General features: G+C 67.1%; 36 protein-coding genes. 35 read left to right on the top strand and 1 reads right to left on the bottom strand.

Translation table 11 applies throughout. The annotated features are described in order from the left end of the window. The first annotated feature begins 142 nt into the window (after positions 1-142). The 35 genes from tuf to truA all read left to right on the top strand — a co-directional run bounded on the left by tuf (position 143) and on the right by truA (position 21,405). On the top strand, positions 143-1,336 hold the full coding sequence (gene tuf, locus AB0B90_RS02185; RefSeq protein ID WP_350943265.1) for an elongation factor Tu: 1,194 nt from the start codon (positions 143-145) through the stop codon (positions 1,334-1,336). Between the two features lie 331 nt (positions 1,337-1,667). Then, positions 1,668-1,976, top strand: coding sequence for a 30S ribosomal protein S10 (gene rpsJ / locus AB0B90_RS02180; RefSeq protein WP_030912931.1), 309 nt, complete (start codon positions 1,668-1,670; stop codon positions 1,974-1,976). Positions 1,977-1,990: 14 nt separating this feature from the next. Continuing rightward, positions 1,991-2,644, top strand: a complete 654-nt coding sequence (gene rplC / locus AB0B90_RS02175) for a 50S ribosomal protein L3 (RefSeq protein ID WP_329089937.1) — start codon at positions 1,991-1,993, stop codon at positions 2,642-2,644. After that, positions 2,641-3,288: a 50S ribosomal protein L4 gene (rplD, locus tag AB0B90_RS02170; RefSeq protein ID WP_350943267.1), complete on the top strand. Its 648-nt coding sequence runs from the start codon at positions 2,641-2,643 to the stop codon at positions 3,286-3,288. Before rplC ends, rplD begins: the two co-directional genes overlap by 4 nt. Then, positions 3,288-3,590, top strand: coding sequence for a 50S ribosomal protein L23 (rplW, locus tag AB0B90_RS02165; RefSeq protein WP_030912923.1), 303 nt, complete (start codon positions 3,288-3,290; stop codon positions 3,588-3,590). The genes rplD and rplW overlap by 1 nt, the downstream gene beginning before the upstream one ends. A 91-nt stretch (positions 3,591-3,681) precedes the next feature. Continuing rightward, a complete protein-coding gene (gene rplB / locus AB0B90_RS02160) occupies positions 3,682-4,518 on the top strand; it encodes a 50S ribosomal protein L2 (protein WP_350943268.1) in 837 nt (278 codons plus the stop codon). A gap of 11 nt (positions 4,519-4,529) precedes the next feature. Continuing rightward, on the top strand, positions 4,530-4,808 hold the full coding sequence (rpsS, locus tag AB0B90_RS02155; RefSeq protein WP_012887835.1) for a 30S ribosomal protein S19: 279 nt from the start codon (positions 4,530-4,532) through the stop codon (positions 4,806-4,808). Between the two features lie 96 nt (positions 4,809-4,904). Beyond that, positions 4,905-5,258, top strand: coding sequence for a 50S ribosomal protein L22 (gene rplV / locus AB0B90_RS02150; RefSeq protein WP_030912916.1), 354 nt, complete (start codon positions 4,905-4,907; stop codon positions 5,256-5,258). Then, complete coding sequence (rpsC, locus tag AB0B90_RS02145; protein WP_350943269.1) at positions 5,258-6,133, top strand: 30S ribosomal protein S3; 876 nt, start codon at positions 5,258-5,260, stop codon at positions 6,131-6,133. The genes rplV and rpsC overlap by 1 nt, the downstream gene beginning before the upstream one ends. A gap of 2 nt (positions 6,134-6,135) precedes the next feature. Then, complete coding sequence (gene rplP, locus AB0B90_RS02140) at positions 6,136-6,555, top strand: 50S ribosomal protein L16 (RefSeq protein ID WP_350943270.1); 420 nt, start codon at positions 6,136-6,138, stop codon at positions 6,553-6,555. Beyond that, positions 6,555-6,791, top strand: a complete 237-nt coding sequence (gene rpmC, locus AB0B90_RS02135) for a 50S ribosomal protein L29 (RefSeq protein WP_030912909.1) — start codon at positions 6,555-6,557, stop codon at positions 6,789-6,791. The genes rplP and rpmC overlap by 1 nt, the downstream gene beginning before the upstream one ends. Continuing rightward, positions 6,784-7,065, top strand: a complete 282-nt coding sequence (gene rpsQ, locus AB0B90_RS02130) for a 30S ribosomal protein S17 (protein ID WP_350943272.1) — start codon at positions 6,784-6,786, stop codon at positions 7,063-7,065. The genes rpmC and rpsQ overlap by 8 nt, the downstream gene beginning before the upstream one ends. A 184-nt stretch (positions 7,066-7,249) precedes the next feature. After that, positions 7,250-7,618 (top strand): 50S ribosomal protein L14, encoded by a 369-nt coding sequence (gene rplN / locus AB0B90_RS02125; RefSeq protein WP_012887841.1) that lies wholly within the window; start codon positions 7,250-7,252, stop codon positions 7,616-7,618. After that, entirely contained in the window at positions 7,618-7,938 is a 321-nt protein-coding gene (gene rplX, locus AB0B90_RS02120) for a 50S ribosomal protein L24 (protein WP_350943274.1), read from the top strand. The genes rplN and rplX overlap by 1 nt, the downstream gene beginning before the upstream one ends. Continuing rightward, positions 7,938-8,516, top strand: a complete 579-nt coding sequence (gene rplE, locus AB0B90_RS02115) for a 50S ribosomal protein L5 (RefSeq protein ID WP_350943275.1) — start codon at positions 7,938-7,940, stop codon at positions 8,514-8,516. The genes rplX and rplE overlap by 1 nt, the downstream gene beginning before the upstream one ends. Positions 8,517-8,518: 2 nt before the next feature. Next, positions 8,519-8,704: a type Z 30S ribosomal protein S14 gene (locus tag AB0B90_RS02110; RefSeq protein WP_012887844.1), complete on the top strand. Its 186-nt coding sequence runs from the start codon at positions 8,519-8,521 to the stop codon at positions 8,702-8,704. A 146-nt stretch (positions 8,705-8,850) separates the two neighbouring features. After that, complete coding sequence (gene rpsH / locus AB0B90_RS02105) at positions 8,851-9,249, top strand: 30S ribosomal protein S8 (protein WP_350943276.1); 399 nt, start codon at positions 8,851-8,853, stop codon at positions 9,247-9,249. A gap of 17 nt (positions 9,250-9,266) precedes the next feature. Next, positions 9,267-9,809, top strand: coding sequence for a 50S ribosomal protein L6 (gene rplF / locus AB0B90_RS02100; RefSeq protein ID WP_350943277.1), 543 nt, complete (start codon positions 9,267-9,269; stop codon positions 9,807-9,809). Positions 9,810-9,811: 2 nt separating this feature from the next. Continuing rightward, entirely contained in the window at positions 9,812-10,195 is a 384-nt protein-coding gene (gene rplR / locus AB0B90_RS02095; protein ID WP_344913778.1) for a 50S ribosomal protein L18, read from the top strand. A gap of 73 nt (positions 10,196-10,268) precedes the next feature. Next, positions 10,269-10,901 carry a 30S ribosomal protein S5 gene (rpsE, locus tag AB0B90_RS02090; protein ID WP_329089955.1) on the top strand — a complete coding sequence of 211 codons (633 nt, stop codon included), beginning with the start codon at positions 10,269-10,271 and terminating at the stop codon, positions 10,899-10,901. A gap of 3 nt (positions 10,902-10,904) precedes the next feature. After that, positions 10,905-11,087 carry a 50S ribosomal protein L30 gene (rpmD, locus tag AB0B90_RS02085; protein WP_012887849.1) on the top strand — a complete coding sequence of 61 codons (183 nt, stop codon included), beginning with the start codon at positions 10,905-10,907 and terminating at the stop codon, positions 11,085-11,087. Between the two features lie 2 nt (positions 11,088-11,089). Then, positions 11,090-11,545, top strand: a complete 456-nt coding sequence (rplO, locus tag AB0B90_RS02080) for a 50S ribosomal protein L15 (protein ID WP_350943278.1) — start codon at positions 11,090-11,092, stop codon at positions 11,543-11,545. Between the two features lie 179 nt (positions 11,546-11,724). Then, positions 11,725-13,044: a preprotein translocase subunit SecY gene (secY, locus tag AB0B90_RS02075; protein WP_350943279.1), complete on the top strand. Its 1,320-nt coding sequence runs from the start codon at positions 11,725-11,727 to the stop codon at positions 13,042-13,044. Beyond that, positions 13,044-13,694 carry an adenylate kinase gene (locus tag AB0B90_RS02070; protein WP_350943280.1) on the top strand — a complete coding sequence of 217 codons (651 nt, stop codon included), beginning with the start codon at positions 13,044-13,046 and terminating at the stop codon, positions 13,692-13,694. Before secY ends, AB0B90_RS02070 begins: the two co-directional genes overlap by 1 nt. Positions 13,695-13,836: 142 nt before the next feature. Next, positions 13,837-14,655 (top strand): type I methionyl aminopeptidase, encoded by an 819-nt coding sequence (gene map / locus AB0B90_RS02065; protein ID WP_350943281.1) that lies wholly within the window; start codon positions 13,837-13,839, stop codon positions 14,653-14,655. Between the two features lie 32 nt (positions 14,656-14,687). Beyond that, positions 14,688-15,134 (top strand): DUF1707 domain-containing protein, encoded by a 447-nt coding sequence (locus AB0B90_RS02060; protein ID WP_362920303.1) that lies wholly within the window; start codon positions 14,688-14,690, stop codon positions 15,132-15,134. 111 nt (positions 15,135-15,245) lie between these two features. Then, a complete protein-coding gene (locus AB0B90_RS02055) occupies positions 15,246-15,725 on the top strand; it encodes a hypothetical protein (RefSeq protein WP_362920301.1) in 480 nt (159 codons plus the stop codon). Positions 15,726-16,355: 630 nt separating this feature from the next. Beyond that, entirely contained in the window at positions 16,356-16,577 is a 222-nt protein-coding gene (gene infA / locus AB0B90_RS02050) for a translation initiation factor IF-1 (protein ID WP_012887858.1), read from the top strand. Between the two features lie 25 nt (positions 16,578-16,602). Next, positions 16,603-16,716 carry a 50S ribosomal protein L36 gene (gene rpmJ / locus AB0B90_RS02045; protein WP_003956441.1) on the top strand — a complete coding sequence of 38 codons (114 nt, stop codon included), beginning with the start codon at positions 16,603-16,605 and terminating at the stop codon, positions 16,714-16,716. A 210-nt stretch (positions 16,717-16,926) separates the two neighbouring features. Then, complete coding sequence (gene rpsM, locus AB0B90_RS02040) at positions 16,927-17,307, top strand: 30S ribosomal protein S13 (protein ID WP_306859572.1); 381 nt, start codon at positions 16,927-16,929, stop codon at positions 17,305-17,307. Between the two features lie 45 nt (positions 17,308-17,352). Further along, the gene (gene rpsK / locus AB0B90_RS02035) at positions 17,353-17,757 is read left to right on the top strand and encodes a 30S ribosomal protein S11 (protein WP_012887860.1); all 405 of its coding nucleotides are present in this window, start codon (positions 17,353-17,355) and stop codon (positions 17,755-17,757) included. A gap of 20 nt (positions 17,758-17,777) precedes the next feature. Further along, positions 17,778-18,404, top strand: a complete 627-nt coding sequence (gene rpsD / locus AB0B90_RS02030; protein WP_350943285.1) for a 30S ribosomal protein S4 — start codon at positions 17,778-17,780, stop codon at positions 18,402-18,404. 99 nt (positions 18,405-18,503) lie between these two features. After that, on the top strand, positions 18,504-19,520 hold the full coding sequence (locus AB0B90_RS02025) for a DNA-directed RNA polymerase subunit alpha (RefSeq protein WP_089210160.1): 1,017 nt from the start codon (positions 18,504-18,506) through the stop codon (positions 19,518-19,520). A 152-nt stretch (positions 19,521-19,672) separates the two neighbouring features. Next, positions 19,673-20,203, top strand: coding sequence for a 50S ribosomal protein L17 (gene rplQ / locus AB0B90_RS02020; RefSeq protein WP_362920299.1), 531 nt, complete (start codon positions 19,673-19,675; stop codon positions 20,201-20,203). Positions 20,204-20,484: 281 nt separating this feature from the next. Further along, a complete protein-coding gene (gene truA, locus AB0B90_RS02015) occupies positions 20,485-21,405 on the top strand; it encodes a tRNA pseudouridine(38-40) synthase TruA (protein ID WP_350943289.1) in 921 nt (306 codons plus the stop codon). Here the strand turns inward: truA and AB0B90_RS02010 are convergent. Further along, positions 21,395-23,941 carry a hypothetical protein gene (locus tag AB0B90_RS02010; RefSeq protein WP_362920297.1) on the bottom strand — a complete coding sequence of 849 codons (2,547 nt, stop codon included), beginning with the start codon at positions 23,939-23,941 and terminating at the stop codon, positions 21,395-21,397. The genes truA and AB0B90_RS02010 overlap by 11 nt on opposite strands. Between the last annotated feature and the right edge of the window lie 91 nt (positions 23,942-24,032).

The raw sequence follows: 24,032 nt of genomic DNA, 5'->3' as shown, positions 1-24,032 counted from the left end.
GTGGGAGGCGAGGAGATCGTCGCCCCGCCACCGGAGGGGTGCGGGGCGAGAGCTTTCTCGCCGGCCGGTTCCGAGAGGGACCGGCCTCCCCAATCCCGAATATGAAGACGCAAGTCACGTCAGAATCTCTAAGGAGAGAGCAGTGGCCAAGGCCAAGTTCGAGCGGACCAAGCCGCACGTAAACATCGGCACCATTGGGCACATCGACCACGGCAAGACCACTCTGACCGCGGCGATCACCAAGGTGCTCCACGAGCGTTTCCCGAACCTCAACGAGGCGACCCCGTTCGACAAGATCGACAAGGCGCCCGAGGAGAAGGCTCGTGGTATCACGATCTCCATCGCGCACGTCGAGTACCAGACCGAGAAGCGCCACTACGCCCACGTGGACTGCCCCGGTCACGCCGACTACGTGAAGAACATGATCACCGGTGCGGCTCAGATGGACGGCGCGATCCTCGTGGTCGCCGCCACCGACGGCCCGATGCCGCAGACGAAGGAGCACGTCCTCCTGGCCCGCCAGGTCGGCGTCCCCTACATCGTCGTCGCCCTCAACAAGTCCGACATGGTGGACGACGAGGAGATCCTGGAGCTCGTCGAGCTCGAGGTCCGCGAGCTTCTCTCGGCCCAGGAGTTCCCCGGCGACGACCTGCCGGTCGTCCGCGTCTCGGCGCTGAAGGCGCTTGAGGGCGACACCAAGTGGGGCGACTCGATCATCGAGCTCATGACCGCCGTGGACGAGAACGTCCCCGAGCCGACCCGTGAGACCGAGAAGCCGTTCCTCATGCCGATCGAGGACGTCTTCTCGATCACCGGCCGCGGTACGGTCGTCACCGGCCGTATCGAGCGCGGTATCGTCAAGGTCAACGAGACCGTCGACATCATCGGCATCAAGGAGACCAAGACCACCACCACGGTCACCGGTGTCGAGATGTTCCGCAAGCTCCTCGACGAGGGTCAGGCGGGTGACAACGTCGGTCTGCTCCTGCGCGGCATCAAGCGCGAGGACGTCGAGCGCGGCCAGTGCATCATCAAGCCGGGCACGACCACCCCGCACACCGAGTTCGAGGCCCAGGTCTACATCCTGAGCAAGGACGAGGGCGGCCGCCACACCCCGTTCTTCAACAACTACCGCCCGCAGTTCTACTTCCGTACGACCGACGTGACCGGCGTGGTGAACCTCCCCGAGGGCACCGAGATGGTCATGCCCGGCGACAACACGGAGATGAACGTCGCGCTGATCCAGCCCATCGCGATGGAGGACGGTCTCAAGTTCGCCATCCGTGAGGGTGGCCGCACCGTCGGTGCGGGTCGAGTGACCAAGATCATCAAGTAGTACGATCGCGGAGTGGCGGTCGGCCCCCGAAACAGGGCCGACCGCCTCACCACGAGGGGGCCGTGCCGCAGGGCGCGAACCCCGGCAGGACCCCACGAACCGTGATCTCGCAGTTGGTTCGGCCGAAGGATGACCGAACTCACTGCCAGATCACGGAAGAAAGCGCGGACTCACAGCGTCTGCTACGTGGGGCATGTGCGGAGACGCCGCCCCAGGGCGAGACGTGCTCCGGCACGACGTGGCGGGACCGTCCAGATGGGCCGGCCACGACATAGCGGCAACAGGCCGCACGTAACTTTTTCAGACGACAGTGAAGGACACCGAGGCCATTATGGCGGGACAGAAGATCCGCATTCGGCTCAAGGCCTATGACCACGAGGTCATCGACGTCTCGGCCAAGAAGATCGTCGAGACGGTGACAAGGACTGGCGCCAAGGTCGCGGGCCCGGTGCCGCTGCCGACCGAGAAGAACGTGTACTGCGTCATCCGCTCGCCGCACAAGTACAAGGACAGCCGCGAGCACTTTGAGATGCGCACGCACAAGCGGCTGATTGACATCATCGACCCGACGCCGAAGACGGTCGACTCGCTCATGCGACTCGACCTTCCCGCCGGCGTTGACATCTCGATCAAGCTCTGAGGGAACGCACTGACATGGCTAACAAGATCAAGGGCGTCCTGGGCAAGAAGCTCGGCATGACCCAGGTCTTCGACGCGGACAACCGGATGGTCCCGGTGACCGTCGTCGAGGCTGGCCCGTGCGTCGTGACCCGCGTCCGCACCGCCGAGAAGGACGGCTACACCGCCGTTCAGCTGGGCTTCGGCCAGGTCGACCCGCGGAAGGTCAACAAGCCGCTCGGCGACTACCTGCGCAAGCACGACATCACCCCGCGCCGTTACTTCGCGGAGATCCGCACCGACGACGCGAGCGACTACACCCTGGGCCAGGAGCTCCTCGCCGACACCTTCGAGGCCGGCCAGTTCGTCGACGTGACGGGCAAGAGCAAGGGCAAGGGCTTCGCGGGTGTCATGAAGCGCCACGGCTTCAAGGGTCTGGGCGCCTCGCACGGTACGCAGCGCAAGCACCGCTCGCCCGGTTCCATCGGTGGCTGCGCCACCCCCGGCCGCGTCTTCAAGGGCGTGCGCATGGCGGGCCGGATGGGCAACGTCCGCACGACCGTCCAGAGCCTCAAGGTTCACGCCGTGGACGCCGAGAAGGGCCTCATCCTGATCAAGGGTGCGATCCCCGGCGCCAACGGCAGCCTGGTCCTGGTCCGCACCGCCGCCAAGAAGGGGGCTGCCAAGTGAGCACCATTGACGTCCTCGACGTACGCGGTGAGAAGGCCGGCACCGTCGACCTGCCGGAGGACATCTTCGGCACGAAGGTCAACATCCCGCTGATCCACCAGGTCGTCGTGGCCCAGCTCGCCGCTCGCCGGCAGGGCACCCACAAGGCGAAGACCCGCGGTGAGGTCCGAGGCGGCGGCAAGAAGCCGTACCGCCAGAAGGGCACCGGCCGCGCCCGCCAGGGTTCGACCCGCGCCCCGCAGTTCACCGGTGGTGGCACCGTCCACGGCCCGGTTCCGCGGGACTACTCGCAGAAGACTCCCAAGAAGATGAAGGCCGCCGCCCTGCGCGCGGCCCTGTCCGACCGGGCGACCGGCGGCCGCGTTCACGTGGTCAGCGGTCTGGTCGAGGGGGAGACCCCGAAGACCAAGGCGGCTCTTGAGTCGCTTCGCAGGCTCACCAAGGCCCGCAGCGTCCTGGTCGTCGTCGACGAGGGTGACGAGCTCAGCTGGCTGAGCCTGCGCAACGCTCCCGAGGTCCACCTCCTGGACGCCGGGCAGCTCAACACCTACGACGTGCTCTGCTACGACGACGTCGTCTTCACTCAGGACGCGTACGACCAGACCGTGGCGCGTCTGAGCAAGAGCGGGAAGGAAGACGCCTGATGGAGAAGATCGCCGACCCGCGCGACATCATCATCAAGCCGGTTGTCTCCGAGAAGAGCTACGGCCTGATCGACGAGCACAACAAGTACACGTTCCTGGTGCGGAAGACGGCCAACAAGACGCAGGTCAAGATCGCCGTTGAGAAGATCTTCGGTGTCAAGGTCGCCAGCGTCAACACCATCAACCGCCAGGGCAAGCGCAAGCGGACCAGGTTCGGCTACGGCCAGCGCCCGGCCACCAAGCGAGCCATCGTCAGCCTGGTCGAGGGTGACCGGATTGACATCTTCGGCCAGATCGGCTGACGCGCTCGCTCAGTAAGTACAGGGAGAAAGCCCCTCGCCGTCTGGCGAGGGGCATTCGACCGGATTAACCGACGAAGGATGAACGAAAAAGATGGGCATCCGTAAACTCAAGCCGACGACCCCGGGTCGCCGCGGCGCCAGCGTCTCGGACTTCGCCGAGATCACGCGCAGCACGCCCGAGAAGTCGCTGCTTGCACCCCTGCACAGCAAGGGTGGCCGTAACGTCCACGGCCGAGTCACCACCCGTCACCAGGGTGGTGGCCACAAGCGCGCCTACCGGATCATCGATTTCCGGCGTCACGACAAGGACGGGATCCCGGCCAAGGTCGCTCACATCGAGTACGACCCGAACCGCACGTCCCGCATCGCGCTGCTGCACTACGCCGACGGGGAGAAGCGCTACATCCTCTGCCCGACCGGCCTCAAGCAGGGCGACCACATCGAGAACGGCCCCACGGCCGACATCAAGCCGGGCAACTGCCTCCCGCTGCGCAACATCCCGACCGGTACCTTCATCCACGCGGTGGAGCTCCGTCCGGGCGGTGGCGCCAAGCTGGGCCGGTCCGCCGGCGCGCAGATCCAGCTCCTCGCCAAGGAGGGCCAGTACGCCACGCTGCGTATGCCCTCCGGTGAGATGCGCCAGGTCGATGTCCGCTGCCGGGCCTCGATCGGCCAGGTCGGCAACGCCGAGCAGGCCAACATCAACTGGGGCAAGGCCGGACGCATGCGGTGGAAGGGCAAGCGCCCCACCGTCCGCGGTGTCGCGATGAACCCGGTCGACCACCCGCACGGTGGTGGTGAGGGTAAGACCTCCGGCGGTCGTCACCCCGTCAACCCCAAGGGCAAGCCCGAGGGACGTACCCGTGCGGCGAACAAGGCCAGCGACCGGCTGATCATCCGCCGTCGTACCAAGCGGAAGAAGCGGTAGGAGCAGCCAAAATGCCACGTAGCCTTAAGAAGGGTCCCTTCGTGGACGACCACCTTCAGAAGAAGGTGGATGTCCAGAACGAGAAGGGCACCAAGAACGTCATCAAGACGTGGTCGCGGCGCTCCATGATCGTGCCCGACATGCTTGGTCACACGATCGCCGTTCACGACGGCCGCAAGCACGTCCCGGTGTTCGTCACCGAGTCGATGATCGGCCACAAGCTGGGTGAGTTCGCTCCCACGCGAACCTTCCGCAGCCACGTCAAGGAAGACCGCCGCAGCCGGCGATAAGCGCCTCAGGAAGAGGACGTCGAGCCGAGAACGATCGGAAGCGATCGTCACGGGTGAGACGGACTCGACCAAAACGAAGGGTAAGAGGAGTAAGCGATGGAAGCCAGGGCTCAGGCGCGGTTCGCGCGCCACACGCCCATGAAGGCCCGCCGTGTGGTGGACCTCATTCGCGGGCTGCCCGCTTCGGAGGCGCAGGCCGTGCTGCAGTTCGCTCCCCAGTCGGCGAGCGAGACCGTGTACAAGGTGCTTTCGAGCGCCATTGCCAACGCGGAGCACAATTTCAAGCTCGACCGTGACACGCTCTTCGTGAGCCGTGCCTGGGTCGACGAGGGCCCGACGCTGAAGCGGTTTCGTCCCCGTGCTCAGGGTCGTGCCTATCGGATCAACAAGCGGACCAGCCACATCACCGTGATCGTGGAGTCCCGCGAGCCGAAGGGGAGGACCCGCTAGTGGGTCAGAAGGTTAACCCGCACGGGTTCCGCCTCGGCATCACGACCGACTTCAAGAGCCGGTGGTATGCCGACAAGCTCTACAAGTCGTACGTTGCCGAGGATGTGGCGATCCGCCGCATGCTCAAGAAGGGCATGGAGCGGGCCGGCATCTCCAAGGTGGAGATCGAGCGGACCACCGACCGGGTACAGGTCGACATTCACACCGCCCGTCCGGGCATCGTCATCGGCCGCCGCGGCGCCGAGGCGGACCGGATCCGCGGTGACCTCGAGAAGCTGACCAAGAAGCAGGTCCAGCTGAACATCCTCGAGGTCAAGAACCCTGAGATCGACGCTCAGCTCGTCGCCCAGGGTGTGGCCGAGCAGCTGTCCAGCCGTGTCTCGTTCCGCCGTGCCATGCGCAAGGCGATGCAGTCGGCGATGAAGAGCGGTGCCAAGGGCATCCGGGTGCAGTGCTCCGGCCGTCTCGGCGGCGCCGAGATGTCCCGTTCGGAGTTCTACCGCGAGGGCCGCGTGCCCCTGCACACCCTCCGCGCGGACATCGACTACGGCCTGTACGAGGCCCGCACCACCTTCGGTCGCATCGGCGTGAAGGTGTGGATCTACAAGGGTGAGGCTCCGACCAGCCGCGCCGAGCGCGAGGCGGCCGCCGCCGGTGCTCGCGCGGGCCAGCGCCGTGACCGCGACGACCGTCGTGGCCCCGGTGCCGGTGGCGGCGACCGTCCCCGTCGTGGCGCCGGTGGCGCCCGTCGTGGTGCCGGTGCCGGCCGCGGTGACCGCGCTTCGGGTGGCTCCGCCGCCCCCAGGACCGAGGCGGCCTCGCAGGCCGCCCCCGAGACCGGCCCGGCTGCGCAGCCGGGTGCTGAAGGGAGCTGACCATGCTGATCCCGCGCAGGGTCAAGCACCGCAAGCAGCACCGGCCCGACCGTCACGGCGCCGCCAAGGGTGGCACCAGGGTCGTGTTCGGCGAGTTCGGCATTCAGGCGATTGAGCACTCCTACGTGACCAACCGTCAGATCGAGTCGGCTCGTATCGCGATGACCCGTCACATCAAGCGTGGCGGAAAGGTCTGGATCAACATCTATCCGGACCGCCCCCTCACCAAGAAGCCCGCCGAGACCCGCATGGGTTCCGGTAAGGGTTCGCCGGAGTGGTGGGTCGCGAACGTCAAGCCCGGTCGCATCATGTTCGAGCTGTCGGGTGTCGCCGAGCCGGTGGCTCGCGAAGCCCTGCGTCGTGCGATGCACAAGCTGCCGATGAAGTGCCGGTTCGTCAAGCGTGAAGTGGGTGAGGCGTGATGGCTAAGGGCCTGACCGCCGGTGAGCTGCGGGTGGAAGACCAGGACACCCTGGTCACGAAGCTGAAGGAAGCCAAGGAGGAGCTGTTCAACCTCCGCTTCCAGGCAGCGACCGGCCAGTTGGAGAGCCACGGGCGGCTGCGCGCCGTCCGCCGCGAGATCGCCCGTATCTACACGGTGATGCGCGAGCGGGAGCTCGGAATCGTCACGGTAGAGAAGGAGTCGATCGATGGCTGAGGCCACGGAAACCACGACCGAGGCGCGGAACTACCGCAAGACCCGTGAGGGTCTGGTCGTCAGTGACAAGATGGACAAGACTGTCGTGGTCGCTGTCGAGGACCGCGTGAAGCACCCCCTGTACGGCAAGGTCATCCGCAGGACGACCAAGTACAAGGCGCACGACGAGGCCAACACCTGCGGTGTCGGCGACCGCGTTCTCCTGATGGAGACCCGGCCGCTGTCCGCCAGCAAGCGCTGGCGCGTCATCGAGATCCTCGAGAAGGCCAAGTAGACAACGCGCCTCGTGGGGGGTGACACCGTCACCCCCCATGATGGCGTCCAAGGGGGCGAAGCGATCTTCGCCCCGCCTGCGACGGCGGTCCGCGAGGGCTGTCGCCGGAGGAAAAAGACCAGCAGGTTCCGCAAGGCTCACCCGAAACCACGGGTGAGAACCGGCGAGACAAACAGGAGTTCAAGTGATCCAGCAGGAGTCGCGGCTCAAGGTCGCCGACAACACCGGTGCGAAGGAAGTCCTTTGCATCCGTGTTCTCGGTGGCTCGGGCCGACGTTACGCGGGAATCGGCGACATCATCGTCGCCACGGTCAAGGACGCCATCCCGGGCGGCACCGTGAAGAAGGGCGATGTGGTCAAGGCCGTCATCGTCCGCACTGTCAAGGAGCGCCGCCGGCCCGACGGCTCCTACATCCGCTTCGACGAGAACGCCGCCGTCATCATCAAGGACAGTGGCGACCCCCGGGGCACCCGCATCTTCGGTCCCGTCGGACGTGAGCTGCGTGACAAGAAGTTCATGCGGATCATCTCGCTCGCGCCGGAGGTGTTGTAATGCCGAAGCTTCATGTGAAGAAGGGTGACCTCGTCCTGGTCATCGCCGGCAAGGACAAGGGTGCCAAGGGTCGTGTGATCGCCGCCCACCCGCGTGACGAGCGCGTGGTGGTCGAGGGCGTCAACATGGTCAAGAAGCACAGCAAGGAGACCAACCAGGGTCCGCGCGGTGCCAAGGCCGGTGGCGTGCAGACCATGGAGGCTCCCATCCACGTGAGCAACGTCAAGAAGCTCAAGGATGAGAAGCCTTCCAAGGACGACAAGCCCGCCAAGAAGGAGTCGGCCAAGGCCGCTTCCGAGGAGACGGGTGAGGACAACTGATGACCGCGAACACCACCGAGACCGAACAGCGGGCCCTCCCGCGCCTCAAGCAGCGCTACCGCGAAGAGATCATCGCGAAGCTGAACGAGCAGTTCGAGTTCGAGAACATCATGCTGGTGCCCACCATCACCAAGATCAAGGTGAACATGGGTGTCGGCGAGGCCGCGCGCGACTCGAAGCTCATCGAAGGCGCCGTCCGCGACCTCACCGTGATCACCGGTCAGAAGCCGGCGGTCGTCCGCGCCCGCAAGTCCATCGCCCAGTTCAAGCTGCGCGAGGGCATGCCGATCGGTGCGCACGTCACGCTGCGCGGTGACCGGATGTGGGAGTTCCTCGACCGGCTGCTCTCGCTGGCGCTGCCCCGTATCCGTGACTTCCGCGGTCTGTCGCCCAAGCAGTTCGACGGCAACGGCAACTACACCTTCGGTCTCACCGAGCAGGTCATGTTCCACGAGATCGACCAGGACAAGGTCGACCGCCAGCGTGGTATGGACATCACCGTCGTGACCACCGCTAAGACCGACGACCAGGGCCGGGCACTGCTGAAGCAGCTCGGCTTCCCCTTCAAGGAGGCCTGATCATGGCGAAGACGTCGCTCAAGGTCAAGGCTGCTCGCAAGGCCAAGTTCGAGGTCCGGGCGTACACTCGGTGCTCGCGCTGTGGTCGTCCCCGCGCCGTCTACAGGAAGTTCGGCCTGTGCCGCATCTGCTTCCGCGAGATGGCGCACCGGGGCGAGCTGCCCGGCATCACCAAGTCGAGCTGGTAGCCCTCCGCGCGGCCCCGTGAGCGATCACGGGCCCGCGCGAGGCACCGGCCGCACATAGAAGTCGTATTCACCGGGCGCCGCCTACAGGCGCCCACGACCGCACCGTAGGTCCCCTGTGGAAACCGCGGTGAGGAAGGCCACCGGCCATGACGATGACCGACCCGATCGCAGACATGCTGACGCGTCTGCGAAACGCGAACTCGGCGTACCACGACAGCGTGGCGATGCCGTACTCGAAGATCAAGGCGCACATCGCCGAGATCCTCCAGCAGGAGGGTTACATCCAGTCCTGGAGCGTCGAAGACGCCAAGGTCGGAAAGAACCTCGTGGTGGAGCTGAAGTTCGGGCCGACCCGTGAGCGTTCCCTCTCGGGTCTGCGCCGGGTCTCCAAGCCCGGCCTGCGGGTCTATGCAAAGAAGGACAACCTGCCCCGAGTCCTGGGTGGACTGGGCGTCGCGATCATCTCGACGTCCGGCGGCCTCATGACGGACAAGCAGGCCGGCAAGCGTGGAGTGGGCGGGGAAGTCCTCGCCTTCGTTTGGTAGAGGGGAGAACGAACAGCATGTCAAGAATCGGACGGCTGCCCATCCCCGTACCGAACGGAGTGGACGTCGCCATCGACGGCCGGGACGTCACGGTCAAGGGCCCCAAGGGCACGCTTTCACACACGGTCGCGGAACCCATCGCGATCGCCAAGGGTGACGACGGCAATCTGTCCGTCACCCGTCCCAACGACGAGAACAAGGTCCGTGCGCTGCACGGCCTGTCTCGCACCCTGGTCGCCAACATGGTGACCGGTGTCACCCAGGGTTACTCGAAGACCCTGGAGATCGTGGGCGTCGGTTACCGCGTGCAGGCCAAGAGCCCGACTCAGCTCGAGTTCGCTCTCGGCTTCAGCCACCCGGTGATCGTCGACGCCCCCGAGGGTGTCACCTTCCGCGTCGAGAAGCCGACGCTGTTCCACGTGGACGGCATCGACAAGCAGAAGGTCGGCGAGATCGCCGCGAACATCCGCAAGTTGCGCAAGCCCGACCCTTATAAGGGCAAGGGCGTGCGCTACCAGGGTGAAGTTATCCGCCGCAAGGTCGGAAAGGCTGGTAAGTAGGCATGGCTGGCAAGACTGCGTTCGGCAAGCACACGGCCGCCCGCGCCGTCTCGCGGGCCCGCCGCCACGGCCGAGTCCGCAAGAAGGTGGCCGGTACGGCCACACGTCCGCGCCTGGTCGTCAACCGGTCCACGAAGCACCTCTTCGTGCAGATCGTCGACGACACCCAGGGCCACACGCTGGTGAGCGCGTCCACCATGGACGCCTCCCTGCGCTCGGCGGAGGGCGCCAAGACCGACAAGGCCAAGCAGGTCGGCGAGCTTCTCGCTCAGCGGGCCAAGGCAGCCGGGATCACCGCGGTCGTGTTCGACCGGGGTGGCAACCGCTACGCGGGCCGCATCGCGGCGCTGGCAGACAGCGCTCGCGAAGGCGGACTGGAGTTCTGATGACTCCGTCCCAGGATCGCAATCCAGGATCGCACCCGATGGCCCGTCTTACGAATGAGAAGAGGAACCACTAATGGCCGGAGCTCCGCGTCGCGGTGGCGCCGCCGGTGGCGAGCGGCGTGACGGTCGTCGTGACGATCGCCGCGGTGGAAACGCTGACAAGGGCGTCTCGTACATCGAGCGCGTTGTGAAGATCAACCGAGTGGCCAAGGTCGTGAAGGGTGGTCGTCGCTTCAGCTTCACCGCCCTCGTCATCGTCGGTGACGGCAACGGCATGGTCGGTGTCGGCTACGGCAAGGCCAAGGAGGTGCCCGCGGCGATCGCCAAGGGTGTCGAAGAGGCCAAGAAGCACTTCTTCAAGGTGCCCCGTATCCAGGGCACCATCCCGCACATCGTGCAGGGTGAGGAGGCGGCGGGCGTCGTCTTCCTCCGCCCGGCCTCGCCCGGTACCGGCGTCATCGCCGGTGGTCCGGTGCGCGCCGTGCTGGAGTGCGCCGGCATTCACGACGTGCTGTCCAAGTCGCTCGGCTCGGACAACCCGATCAACATCGTGCACGCCACCGTGGCGGCCCTGAAGGGCCTCAGCCGCCCCGAGGAGATCGCGGCCCGCCGCGGCCTCCCGATCGAGGACGTCGCCCCCAAGAGGATGCTCAAGGCTCGCGCCGAGGGCCTCGCGGAGGCCGCGGCCGCGAAGGCGGTGAGCTAGTCCATGGCACGCCTGAAGATTACCCAGGTCCGTTCCAAGATCGGTGGCAAGCAGAACCAGCGTGACTCGCTGCGCTCGCTCGGTCTGAAGCGAATCGGCGATGTCGTCGTCAAGGAGGACCGCCCGGAGATCCGCGGCATGGTCACCGTGGTGACGCACCTCGTCACCGTGGAAGAGGTCGACTAGACATGGCAGAGAACACTCCGCTCCGCATCCACCACCTGCGTCCGGCTCCCGGCGCCAACAAGTCGAAGGTCCGCAAGGGCCGCGGCGAGGCGTCCAAGGGCAAGACCGCGGGTCGTGGCACCAAGGGCACGAGGGCCAGGAACACGGTCCCCCTCGGTTTCGAGGGTGGCCAGGTTCCGCTGCAGCGGCGCCTGCCCAAGTTCAAGGGCTTCTCCAACGCCCTGTTCAAGACGACCTACCAGGTCGTCAACCTTGACAAGCTCGGCGAGCTGTTCCCCGAGGGTGGCGACGTCACCGTCGACACGCTCGTCGCGAAGGGCGCGGTTCGCAAGAACCAACTCGTCAAGGTTCTGGGAACCGGTGACATCTCCGTGGCGTTGAACGTGGAGGCGCATGCCTTCTCGGCCAGCGCCAAGGATAAGATCGCCGCGGCCGGGGGCTCCGTCTCCGAGCTGTAGGCGTTATCATCACGCGGCGCGGGGGCTCGTAATGGGCTCCCGCGCCCGTAGTGCGTTAGAGTTCGCTGGACAGTGGGCCTCGACTCATTTCCTTGGGCTCATTGACTGGATATGGCAAAGATGGAACACCCCCGCACCATCGCTGACCGACCTCGCCTTTCAGGCGCGCAGGAGGGACCGTGCTGACCGCATTTACCCGAGCGTTCCGTACGCCGGACCTGCGTAAGAAGCTGCTCTTCACTTTGGGCATCATCGCGCTGTTCCGACTTGGGTCGGTCCTGCCGACTCCGGGTGTGCATACCGAGAACATCAGCCGTTGTCTCACCCAGGCGCAAGCGGGGGACGCGGGCAACATCTACGGAATGGTGCAGCTGTTCAGCGGCGGCGCCCTTCTGAAACTTTCAGTTTTCGCCCTCGGCATCATGCCGTACATCACCGCGAGCATCATTCTTCAGCTGCTCGTCGTGGTCATTCCGCGACTGGAAGCCCTCAAGAAGGAGGGACAGTCCGGGCAGACCAAGATCACGCAGTACACCCGCTACCTCACGGTCGGCCTGGCGGTCCTGCAGTCGACCGCCTTCGTGGCGCTCGCCCGCAGCGGCCAGCTCTTCCCGCAGTGCCGCGAGGAGATCCTTCTCGACAAGGACAACGTCTTCGCCATCGTCACGATGGTGCTGACCATGACCGCCGGCACCGCCGTCGTCATGTGGCTGGGCGAGCTCATCACCGATCGCGGTATCGGCAACGGCATGTCCATCCTGATCTTCACGCAGGTCATCGCGGTCTTCCCGTCCGAGCTGCTGAACATCGCCCGCCAGAAGGGTGGCTTCGTCTTCGGCGTGGTCATCGTGGTCGGTATCGCGATGATCGCCCTGGTCGTGATGGTGGAGCAGGCACAGCGCCGGATCCCGGTGCAGTACGCCAAGCGCATGGTCGGCCGCAGAATGTACGGCGGGACGTCGACCTACATCCCGCTCAAGGTCAACCAGGCCGGCATCATCCCGGTCATCTTCGCCTCCTCGCTGCTCTACCTCCCGCAGCTGATCACCACGCTCTTCTCGAACACCCAGGAAGAGCCGCACCCGATCATCCAGTGGATCTCGCAGGAGTTCGGCGGTGGCGGGACCACCCCGACGTACATGATCACCTTCTTCCTGCTCATCGTCTTCTTCACGTACTTCTACGTGTCGATTACCTTCAACCCCGTTGAAGTCGCCGACAACATGAAGAAGTACGGTGGGTTCATCCCGGGTATCCGCCCGGGTCGCCCGACGGCCGAGTACTTGAACTACGTGCTCACGCGACTCACCGCTCCAGGCGCGCTGTATCTGGGCCTGATCTCCATGGTGCCGATCGTCGCGCTGGCGCTCGTCGGCGCGAGTCAGAACTTCCCGTTCGGAGGAACGAGCATTCTGATCATGGTTGGTGTCGGCCTCGACACCGTGAAGCAGATCGAGAGCCAGTTGCAGCAGCGTAATTATGAAGGCTTCCTGAAGTAGTGCGCCTCGTCCTGGTCGGGCCCCCCGGAGCGGGTAAGGGGACACAGGCCCAGTTCGTCGCATCGAACCTGTCGATCCCGAAGATTTCGACAGGTGACATCTTCCGCGCCAATGTCTCGGGCGGCACGGAGCTCGGCAAGCTTGCCAAGGAATACATGGACCGCGGTGACCTCGTGCCCGACGAGGTCACCATCGCGATGGTCCGCGACCGCCTCGCCGAGAACGACGCGCAGGACGGCTTCCTGCTCGACGGCTTCCCCAGGAACGTGCCCCAGGCCGAGATCCTGAAGAAGATGCTCGCCGAGTTCCAGGTCGGTCTGGACATCGTCCTGGAGCTCGTGGTCGACGACGAGGAGGTCGTCCGCAGGCTCGCGGGCCGCCGGACCTGCAGCCAGTGCGGCCGCATCTGGCACGTCGACTTCGATGACAAGAAGGACGACATCTGCGACGCCTGTGAGGGCCGGCTGTACCAGCGGGACGACGACAAGGAGGAGACCGTCAGGCACCGTCTGGAGGTCTACCAGGAGCAGACGGCGCCCCTGGTCTCCTTCTACGCCGACGAGGGCATCCTGGTCGGGGTCGACGCCACGGGGCCGGTGGAAGAGGTCACCCAGCGCGCGATGGAGGCCCTGAGGCCCTTCATCGGCTAGCGACCCCTTCGCTGGCCGGCCGAACGACGGCACGGTGCACACCACCCATGGGTTTCCCATGGGTGGTGTGCTGTCATTTAGGGCAGAATCGGGGGAATTGGGATCCCGGACCGCCCGTTGAACCACCCCAGGGGGTGCGCAGGTGTTCAAGAAGAACAAGCACGGAATCCAGCTGAAGACGCCCGAGCAGGTGGACAAGATGCGGGCGGCAGGCCTCGTGGTCGGCCGTACCCTGCAGTTGCTCAGGGAGAGCGTCCGACCGGGTATGACACCCCTGGACCTCGACGCGATCGCGGAGAAGGCGATCAGGGACGAGGGGGCGATCCCCTCCTTCAAGGGCTACCAGGGGTTTCCCGCGACGATCTGCGCCTCGGTCAACCACGAGGTCGTCCACGGCATCCCGAGTGACCGCCGTCCGCTGCGGGAGGGCGACATCATCTCGATCGACTGCGGAGCCATCCTGGACGGCTGGCACGGCGACTCGGCCGTCACGGTCCCGGTCGGCGAGGTCGATCCCAAGCTGACCGAGCTGATGAGGGTCACCGAGGAGGCCATGTGGCGCGGGATCGCCGCGCTCACCGTGGGCCGTCACCTGTCCGACATCGGGCACGAGGTGGAGAAGTACATCCGCTCCCAGGGGCGCTACGGCATCCCGCAGGAGTACGGCGGTCACGGCATCGGCACCGAGATGCACATGGACCCGTGGGTGGCCAACCACGGCAAGCCGGGCCGGGGCCCGAAGTTCGAGCCCGGCATGTGCTTCGCCGTCGAGCCGATGGTGAACCTCGGGACGGACAGGACCAAGGTGCTCGCCGACGACTGGACCGTGGTCACGATCGACGGGAAGGTCTCCGCGCACTTCGAACACAGCGTCGCCGTGACACATAATGGTCCTTGGGTATTGACCGCCCTTGACGGGGGGAAAGAGCGGCTTGCCGACCTGTTGGGAAACGCGGGCTAGTTTCGGCCCGCCGGCGAGCGGATGGGGTTGAGATGGCGGCTGGTCCGGAGATGCGAGCCTCCGACGGAGACCGTGACAAGGTCGCCTCGGTCCTGAGGGAGCACTACGCGCAGGGCCGTCTGACCACGGAGGAGTTCGACGAGCGCCTTGAGCAGCTCTACACGAGCAAGACGTACGGCGAGCTCGCCGTCCTCACCTCCGACCTTCCCGACGTCGACCTGCGTCGGCTCCCCGAGGTCCCCTCACGCGCCCCTGAGCGCTCCAAGGCGGCCGAGGGGAAGAACAAGCAGGGCAAGGGGATGGCGGAGGCATGGGCCGTCTGGGCGACGGCGAGCGGCGTCAACTGGGTGATCTGGCTCATCATCGGGCTGACCGGAGACTTCCCCTACCCGTGGCCCCTGTGGGTGATGGGCCCGTGGGGTGTGGTGTTGCTGGTGGCCACGATCGCCGGCGGCCAGGGGCGGGACAAGAAGCGGTAATAGTGCACTCTGGGCGTTGAGTGTGCATTCCTCCACAGATGATGGCGTTGAATCTTCCTAACGTGAGCGGTGTCCGAACGACAGGACCCCGGTTCGCAGGAGGAAGATCCAATGAGCAAGATCCGTACAGCCCTGGTCGGAGCGGCGCTGGCAGGTTCGCTGGCCGCGGGTGTGGTCGCCGCCCCGTCCGCGACGGCCGCCACGCAGGCCTCCGCGGGGTCCGCCGTCGCGACCCAGGAGACCCAGGCGTCGAGCAAGCACTTCTTCGGTCCGTACTACTCGGGCTTCGGCGGTGGCGAGAGCTTCGGCAGGCGCTCGTACTTCAAGGGCTACTGGACCAGCAGCGGCGGCCGCTACTGGTTCTACGGCGACCTGTTCGACCGTGACCGTGATCGTGAGCGCAGCTACGTGTGGTTCAAGTGGCACGACAGGTTCGGCTCGCACACCAAGGTGTTCAGCACCTTCGGCCGCTCCGGCTTCACCAAGTTCGGCGGGTTCAAGAAGAGCAGCGGCTTCGACGACTTCAAGATCAGGGTCTGCGAGGGCCGCGACAAGTTCGACGACTGCGGCCGCTGGGGGGACGCCTTCTGAGGCGTCTTCCGACGCCTTCCGCGGAGGTGGCCCTCGGGGGCCTTCCGCGGGGGCGGTCCTCGGGGGCGCCCGGTGAGGGCGGGGGGCCTTTCAGCGGGACGTGATCGAGGAGCGTCGACCGAGAAGCCTTGATCAAGGAGAACCGGTCGGGGAACGTTGATCGACAGGGTCGGCCGAACGGGCCCCCGGCGCGGCGTCGCCGGGGGCCTTCCCGTGTCGCCCGCACGGTCCGGCCGACGGGATACCGACCGGGCTCACCCGGCTCGGCCGCCGGGACGCCGACCGGGCCAACCCGGCTCGGTCGGCGGGATGTCGGGCCGCTCGGCTCGGTCCGGTCGCCGGGATGCTGGCCTGACCTGGTCGGACGTGCCACAATGAGGGCGAGAGTGTTCGCGTGCCGAGTCGTGTCGTCCAGCCCGCTCAGGATCTGCGGTATCCTTCGTAGCAGTTGTGTCAAGGCACCGGCCGTGTGTTTCGCATTTCCTCGCCCGGTGCCGTACACTCCTTTTTCGGTTCACTATGACCATTGCGCATCGGCGGTGTCGCAACCGCCGCTCTCATCGAAGCGCTGGGTCGCGGCTGCTTAGTGTTCCGAAGCCTCAGACGACCGATCAGTGAAACGCGAGGGACATGGCCAAGAAAGACGGCGCCATCGAGATCGAGGGCACTGTGGTTGAGTCGCTCCCGAACGCGATGTTCCGGGTGCAGCTCGATAACGGCCATAAGGTCCTGGCCCACATCAGCGGGCGGATGCGGATGCACTACATCCGAATCCTTCCTGACGACAGGGTTGTCGTCGAACTGAGCCCCTACGACCTCAGTCGTGGGCGGATCGTCTACCGATACAAGTAAGCGCGTCTGAGGGACGAATAGGACTATGAAGGTCAAGCCGAGCGTCAAGAAGATCTGTGACAAGTGCAAGGTGATTCGCCGGCACGGTCGCGTCATGGTGATCTGCGACAACCTGCGCCACAAGCAGCGTCAGGGCTAGTCGCTCCAAAAAAGGCCCCGTGAGAGTCCGCTCCAAGAGGCGGACTCGATTCATGTGGGGCTTTCACGTAATCGCGTCTCACACCTGCGCAGGCGGCTCACGCCGTACCCCGCAGGAGACCCCCGGTCGGAGGCCGGGGCCCTCACCCCGGGCATGGGGAGGGGAAGTGAGGCGCAGGACCTCCGCCATAACGAAGGAGAATGCCCGACCATGGCTCGCCTGGTTGGTGTAGACCTCCCCCGCGACAAGCGGCTGGAGATCGCTCTCACCTACATTTTCGGAATCGGACGCACTCGTGCGCTCGAAACCCTCAAGGCCACCGGCGTCAACGGCGACCTGCGGGTTCACCAGCTGACCGACGAAGAGCTGGTGCCGCTGCGCGACTACATCGAGGCCAACTTCAAGATCGAGGGTGACCTCCGTCGCGAAGTTCAGGCCGACATCCGTCGCAAGATCGAGATTCAGTGCTACCAGGGCATTCGGCACCGCCGTGGCCTTCCCGTGCACGGTCAGCGTACGCAGACCAACGCGCGCACCCGTAAGGGCAAGAAGAAGACCGTGGCCGGCAAGAAGAAGCCCGGTAAGAAGTAGTCCGCGTAGCCGCAGGACCGAAGACCTCAGGAGTGAAGGCAAAGAATGCCTCCTAAGAGCCGCCAGGGTGCACCCAAGAAGGTGCGCCGCAAGGAAAAGAAGAACGTCGCTCACGGGCACGCCCACATCAAGAGCACGTTCAACAACACGATCGTTTCGATCACCGACCCGAGTGGGAACGTGATCTCCTGGGCCAGCGCCGGCCACGTCGGGTTCAAGGGCTCCCGTAAGTCCACCCCGTTCGCGGCGCAGATGGCCGCGGAGAACGCCGCCCGCCGCGCCATGGAGCACGGCATGCGCAAGGTCGACGTCTTCGTCAAGGGCCCCGGCTCCGGCCGTGAGACCGCGATCCGCTCGCTTCAGGCGACCGGACTCGAGGTCGGGTCCATCCAGGACGTCACCCCCGTGCCGCACAACGGCTGCCGCCCGCCCAAGCGCCGCCGCGTCTGACGCCCAGGAGAAGATAGAAAATGGCTCGTTACACGGGTGCGGACTGCAAGCTCTGCCGCAGGGAGAAGACCAAGCTCTTCCTCAAGGGCAAGAAGTGCGAGTCCGCGAAGTGCCCCATCGAGATCCGTCCTTACCCGCCGGGTGAGCACGGCCGCGGCCGTCCCAAGGAGTCTGAGTACCAGCTCCAGCTTCGTGAGAAGCAGAAGACCCGCCGCATCTACGGCGTCCTCGAGAAGCAGTTCCACAACTACTACGAGGAAGCCAACCGCAAGACCGGCAAGACCGGCGAGAACCTCCTCCAGATCCTGGAGAGCCGTCTCGACAACGTGGTCTACCGCGCCGGTTTCGCGGAGTCGCGCGACGCCGCCCGCCAGCAGGTCCGTCACGGGCACATCCTGGTGAACGGCAAGAAGGTCGACATCCCGTCGTACCGGGTGCGCGAGCACGACATCGTCGAGGTCCGCGAGAAGTCGCGCAACCTCCTGCCCTACGAGGTGGCCCGCGCCACCGCCGGTGACAAGACGTACCCGGCGTGGCTCGGCGTCATCCCGGACGCGCTGCGCGTCCTGGTCCACCAGCTCCCGGTCCGTCAGCAGATCGATACCCAGGTCCAGGAGCAGTTGATCGTCGAGCTCTACTCCAAGTAGCGCTCCTGCCGGTGCCGTACGGCGATTCGCCGTACGGCACCTATGCTGTTGTTCGAGCGGCGTCAAATAGCGGGCGCCGCCATGCAAGGGAGATTTCACATGCTGATCGCTCAGCGTCCCTCCCTCCTTGAGGAATCCCTTGAGGAGACCCGGTCCAAGTTCATCATCGAGCCGCTGGAGCCGGGTTTCGGCTACACCATCGGAAACTCGCTGCGCCGCACGCTGCTGTCGTCCATCCCGGGCGCGGCCGTGACGAGCATCCGCATCGAGGGCGTGCTGCACGAGTTCACCACCGTGCCGGGCGTCAAGGAGGATGTCACCGACATCATCCTGAACCTCAAGGACCTGGTCGTCTCCTCCGAGCACGACGAGCCCGTGGTGATGTACCTGCGCAAGCAGGGCCCCGGCGACGTCACCGCCGCCGACATCGCGCCTCCGGCCGGTGTCGAGGTGCACAACCCCGAGTTGCGCATCGCCACCCTGAACGGCAAGGCGAAGCTGGAGATGGAGCTGACCGTCGAGCGCGGTCGCGGCTACGTCTCCGCCGCGCAGAACAAGCAGCCGGGCCAGGAGATCGGTCGCATCCCGATCGACTCCATCTACTCCCCGGTGCTCAAGGTCACCTACAAGGTCGAGGCGACCCGAGTCGAGCAGCGCACCGACTTCGACCGTCTGATCCTGGACGTCGAGACCAAGCCGTGCATGAAGCCCCGCGACGCGGTGGCCTCCGCCGGTAAGACCCTCGTCGAGCTGTTCGGTCTCGCCCGCGAGCTGAACGTCGAGGCCGAGGGCATCGACATCGGCCCGTCGCCGACGGACGCGGCCCTCGCCGCCGACCTCGCGCTGCCGATCGAGGAGCTGAACCTCACGGTCCGCTCCTACAACTGCCTCAAGCGCGAGGGCATCCACACCGTGGGTGAGCTCGTGGCCCGCAGCGAGCAGGACCTTCTCGATATAAGGAATTTCGGCGCCAAGTCCATCGAAGAGGTCAAGCAGAAGCTGCACGAGATGACGCTGGCGCTCAAGGACTCCCCGCCCGGGTTCGACCCGAGCGCGGTGGCCGGCGGCGGCTACGACGACGACGACAGCGCCTACGTCGAGACCGAGCAGTACTGAGTCCAGGGGCGCCTCACGGCGCTCCGCGACACCGGGTGGCCTCCCGTCACCTCGGGTGTCACCGCGTTTCACGATGACGAGGGCCTCGCGGCCCTCGGCCCGACCCCGGTACCTCGTACGGCCGGGGCGGGTTTACTCCCAAGGAGAACGTTATGCCTAGGCCCACCAAGGGTGCCCGTCTCGGCGGCAGCCCGGCCCACGAGCGGCTCATCCTGGCGAACCTCGCCACCCAGCTGTTCCAGCACGGCCGGATCAAGACCACCGAGGCCAAGGCGAAGCGTCTGCGTCCGGTGGCGGAGAAGCTGATCACCAAGGCGAAGAAGGGCGACATGCACAACCGTCGCCAGGTGCTGACGATCGTCAGGGACAAGGGTGTCGTCCACCACCTCTTCACCGAGATCGCCCCGACCTTCGCCGAGCGTCCCGGTGGCTACACCCGGATCACCAAGATCGGCCTCCGCAAGGGCGACGCCGCCCCCATGGCCGTGATCGAGCTGGTGTCCGAGCCGCTGAACAAGGTCACGACCAGCCGGACCCCGGCCGCCGCCAAGGCCGCCGAGCCCAAGGCGGAAGAGGCCAAGGTCGAGGAGACCAAGGCCGAGACCACCGAGGAGACGAAGGCCTCCGAGGAGACGACCGAGGCTCCCGCCGAGGAGACCGAGGCCAAGAAGGACAACGCCTGATCTCTCAGGCCCCGTGAAAGGGCCCGGCACTCCCTCCACAGGGAGCGCCGGGCCCTTTTCCGTCCGTCGCGAGCGCCGCCACCGCGAAGGATCGCGGTGGCGGTGAGCGCCGGGCCTTTTCCGTCCGTCGCGGCGGTGGCGAGGGCGGGGACGGAACGCTCGGTGTTCACGGCTCCGCCGCCCGTTTCGGCTACGGGTCCCGCGCCCTGATCGTCCGATGCCGGACAACCGCCGGCCCGCGGCGAGCCGAAGAGCACGTCAACACTTCCCGAGTCCGCCGGATGGCGGCTCGCCAAGTCTCATGGGGAACCATCGTGGTACGGCTGAGGCTGGATCTCGCCTACGAGGGCACCGACTTCTCCGGCTGGGCCAAGCAGCCCGGACGGCGTACGGTCCAGGGGGAGATCGAGGGGGCACTCGGCAGGATCCTGCGGCTTCCCGAGCCTCCGGCGCTGACCGTGGCCGGGCGGACCGACGCCGGTGTGCACGCCCGAGGTCAGGTGGCCCATGTCGACCTGGATCCCGGCGCGTTCGGCGCGCTGGACGGCCGTGGGCGCCGAAGGGGGGCCGCGGGCGAGGACCCCGAGCCGGGATCCGAGGGGGAGCTCGGCGAGAGGCTCTCTGCCATGCGCAGGAGACTCGCCGGAGTCCTGCCCCCCGATGTCCGTGTCCATCACGTCACGGTGGCTCCTGAGGGCTTCGACGCGCGGTTCTCGGCGCTGTCGAGGCGCTACGCCTACCGGGTGTCCGACGCCCCCGGAGGTGTCGACCCGCTCCGCCGCCGCGAGGTCGTCTGGTACAACAGGCCCCTCGACGTGGACAGGTTGAACGCGGCCGCCGCCGCTCTCCTCGGTGAGCACGACTTCGCCGCGTTCTGCAGGAGACGCGAGGGCGCGACCACGATCCGGGAGCTCAAGCGGCTCGACTGGGTTCGTGAGGGCGACCTCGTCGTGGCGACGGTGATGGCCGACGCGTTCTGCCACTCCATGGTCCGGGCGCTCGTCGGATCGCTGCTGCCCGTCGGTGAGGGCCGGCTCCCGGTCGGCTGGCCGGGAGAGGTGCTGTCGCGGGCCGTACGGGACTCGGGGGTGCACGTCGCGCCCGCGCACGGGCTCTGCCTGGAGGAGGTGCGCTACCCCGCGCCGGGCGAGCTCGCCCGGCGGGCCGCGGAGACCCGCCGGGTGCGGACGATCAGTTCGTGACGCGGCGCTCCACGACCTTCGCGGTCTGGTCGCGGAAGGCGCCGCTCACCTTGCCCAGGGACTTCTCCTTGGCGGTCGGCGTGTGGCCGTCGCTGAAGGTGGCGTAGCTGAACACGATGTAGCGGCCCCACACCATCCCGGCCGCGTAGCCGCCCGCGATGTGCACCCGCTCGCCTCCCGTACCGGCGGCGGAGGGAAGGCCGCGGAACCAGAGGTTGCTGTCCAGATCCTTGGCCTTGTCGGCCGCCACCGCGGACTCGCGGGTGGGCAGCACGGCGATCCCCGTGGTCACGGCGTACTTCCGCTTGCTGTCCACGTACGTCGCCCGTAGCACGCGGCGGCAGTCCTGGCTGCGCAGGGTGCCGCCGAACCTGCCGGACGCGGCCTTCTGACACTGCTCGGTGACGTCGGTCTTGACCCGCTTGAACGTCGTCCCGGCCACGGACACCTTCTGGCCGAAGGCGTCGGCCACGGTCATCGTGCCGGGGTCGGTCTTCTCGGAGTTGAGCATCGTGGTGTTGATCGGCTCCGGCTCGCCGGTGATGTCCAGGTCGTCGGTGGGGTCGAGGGTCCCCGACCTGGGAATCGGATCCGTCGCGTTCGCCGACTGCTTGGCGCTGAACGACTGGTAGGCGAAGAAGGCCCCGGTGCCGATGCCGACCACCACGACCGCGACGACGGCGGCGAGCAGGGTCGTACTCGCCCTGCTGCGGGTCGGCTCGGGGGGAGAGGGCGGTGGTTCGGGGGTGAACTCCGAGAGAGGGGTGAACGCCCCACGCATCGTCGCCGGTCCGCTCTCGGGGAGCGCCGCGGTCCCGTCCGCCGGTGAGGAGGTCACCGGCGGGGGCGGGAGAACGGGGAACGAGGGGGCGATGCCGGTCACGACGGGGATGCCGCCCGGTGGGGTGTGGTCCGACAGGGGGAAGGGCTGCGCGGCCTCGGACGGTGTCCGGTCGCGGGTGTCCTGTCCGAAGGGAGGCGCGGGCACCTGTGAGACCGGTTCCGGTTCCTGACGTGTGAAGGGCTGGGTCATGGACGCGGTGGTGGGCGCGGCCATGGGGGGCGGAGCCCCCGGAGCGGGGCCGGGGCCGGACGGGGCGGAATCTGATGGGGCGGGACCGGACGGAGTGAGACCGGACGGGGCGGAACCTGACGGGGCGGGAGGGCTCTCGTCTCGTGGACCGGTGGCCGGTGAGGACACGGAGACCTGATGGGTGGCCTGTCCGGGAGAGGGCTGCGCGAGGGCCTGCTGGGCAGGCCCCTGGCGGGGCGGACTCTGCTGAGGGTTCTGCCGAGTCGGGGGGAGAGGGCCGGAGGCGAGGAGGTCTCCCTCCTCGGGGTGTCCGGGCGCGCCGGCCACGGCGGCGCGGACGTCGGCCGTGGTGTCGTCGCTCTCGTCCGGCTCCTGCGGGGGAGTGGCGTCCGGCGGCCAGACGGCGATGTCGCCGGGCTCTCCCGGGCGAGCGGTGCTCTCCTCGGGGTCGGTCCACACCGGCTCGCCGGTCGCGGCGGGCCAGGGGTTCTCCTGACCCGAGGAGGGCCAGACCTGCATGCCCGCGGCCGCCGCCGTGAAGGCGGGCGGCGGCTGCCAGGGGGGTGCCCCCGGCACGATGGGCGCGGTGGACAGCGGCTGGTCGGCCCGTGGCGAGGAAACCCCGTGCTCGTGGCGCTCGCCCTCGTGCGTCCCACCGGGCCGCGGTGAGACGTTCGGGTTCTCCGGGGTGGGCCAGGCGGGAGGTGAGGGTTCCGGCGGGGTGGGGGAGTTGATCCACGCCGGAGGGGCCGGTTCCGGCCGGGAGAACTCGGACCAGGTGGGGCCCGAGGAGCCGGGGGAGGACTCCGGCCGGGGACCCGAGGAACCCGCGGGATACTCGGGCCGCGGACCCGAGGGATCGCGGGAGAACTCGGGTCGCGGACCCGAGTCCTGGGAGAACTCGGGCCGGGGGGCCTGCGAGGGGCCGGAGGGAGATCCCGGCGGTCCGGAGGGATCGCGGGGAAGGGATTCCGATGCCTGTGGGTGCGACCCGGGCGGCGGGCCCGAGGGGTCGCGGGGGAACTCCGGCCGGGGGTCCTGCGAGGGACCCCGGAGGAACCCGGGCGGCGGGCCGGAGGGGAAGCCGGGTGGGCCGGGGAGATCCGGTCGGGGGTCCCGCGAGGGGCCGGGCGGGAACTCGGGCCTGGTGGAACCCGCGGAGTCGGAGGAGAACTCGGGCCGCGTGGGGCCGGAGGGTTCCGGGTATGAGAGCGGTCCCGGCTGGGGCGCGGGGTGCGCGGGGCCGGGCCAGGGGGCGGGCGGATCGTCCTCCGGCTGGGCGTACCAGTCGTAGGGGGCGCCGTCGCCGGGGACCGTCCACGGCTGAGCCGCGCCCGGGGCCGTCTCCGGCCACCCGGAAGGGCCGGGGGGTTGCTCGTCGTCTGTGAGATCGGTCCGCAGCACGTGGGGCGAGGGCTGGCCGAAACTCGGCGGCGGCGTCGCCGGTGTCGCCGAACCCTCGGCTTCACGTTGGTGCTCGGACCCGGATTCCTGCCCACGCATACGACGCAGCCTAGCGACAGCCGGAGATCGTCATGCGAGTATGGCCGTATCGTCTGTCGGATTCATGCCTCGAAGTGGGGATATGACCCCA

It is taken from the genome of Streptosporangium sp. NPDC049078, from assembly GCF_040648855.1.
Classification (GTDB): domain Bacteria; phylum Actinomycetota; class Actinomycetes; order Streptosporangiales; family Streptosporangiaceae; genus Streptosporangium.
Note: the sequence above shows the minus strand (reverse complement) of the source record. Positions and strands in the feature narration are given on the sequence as shown.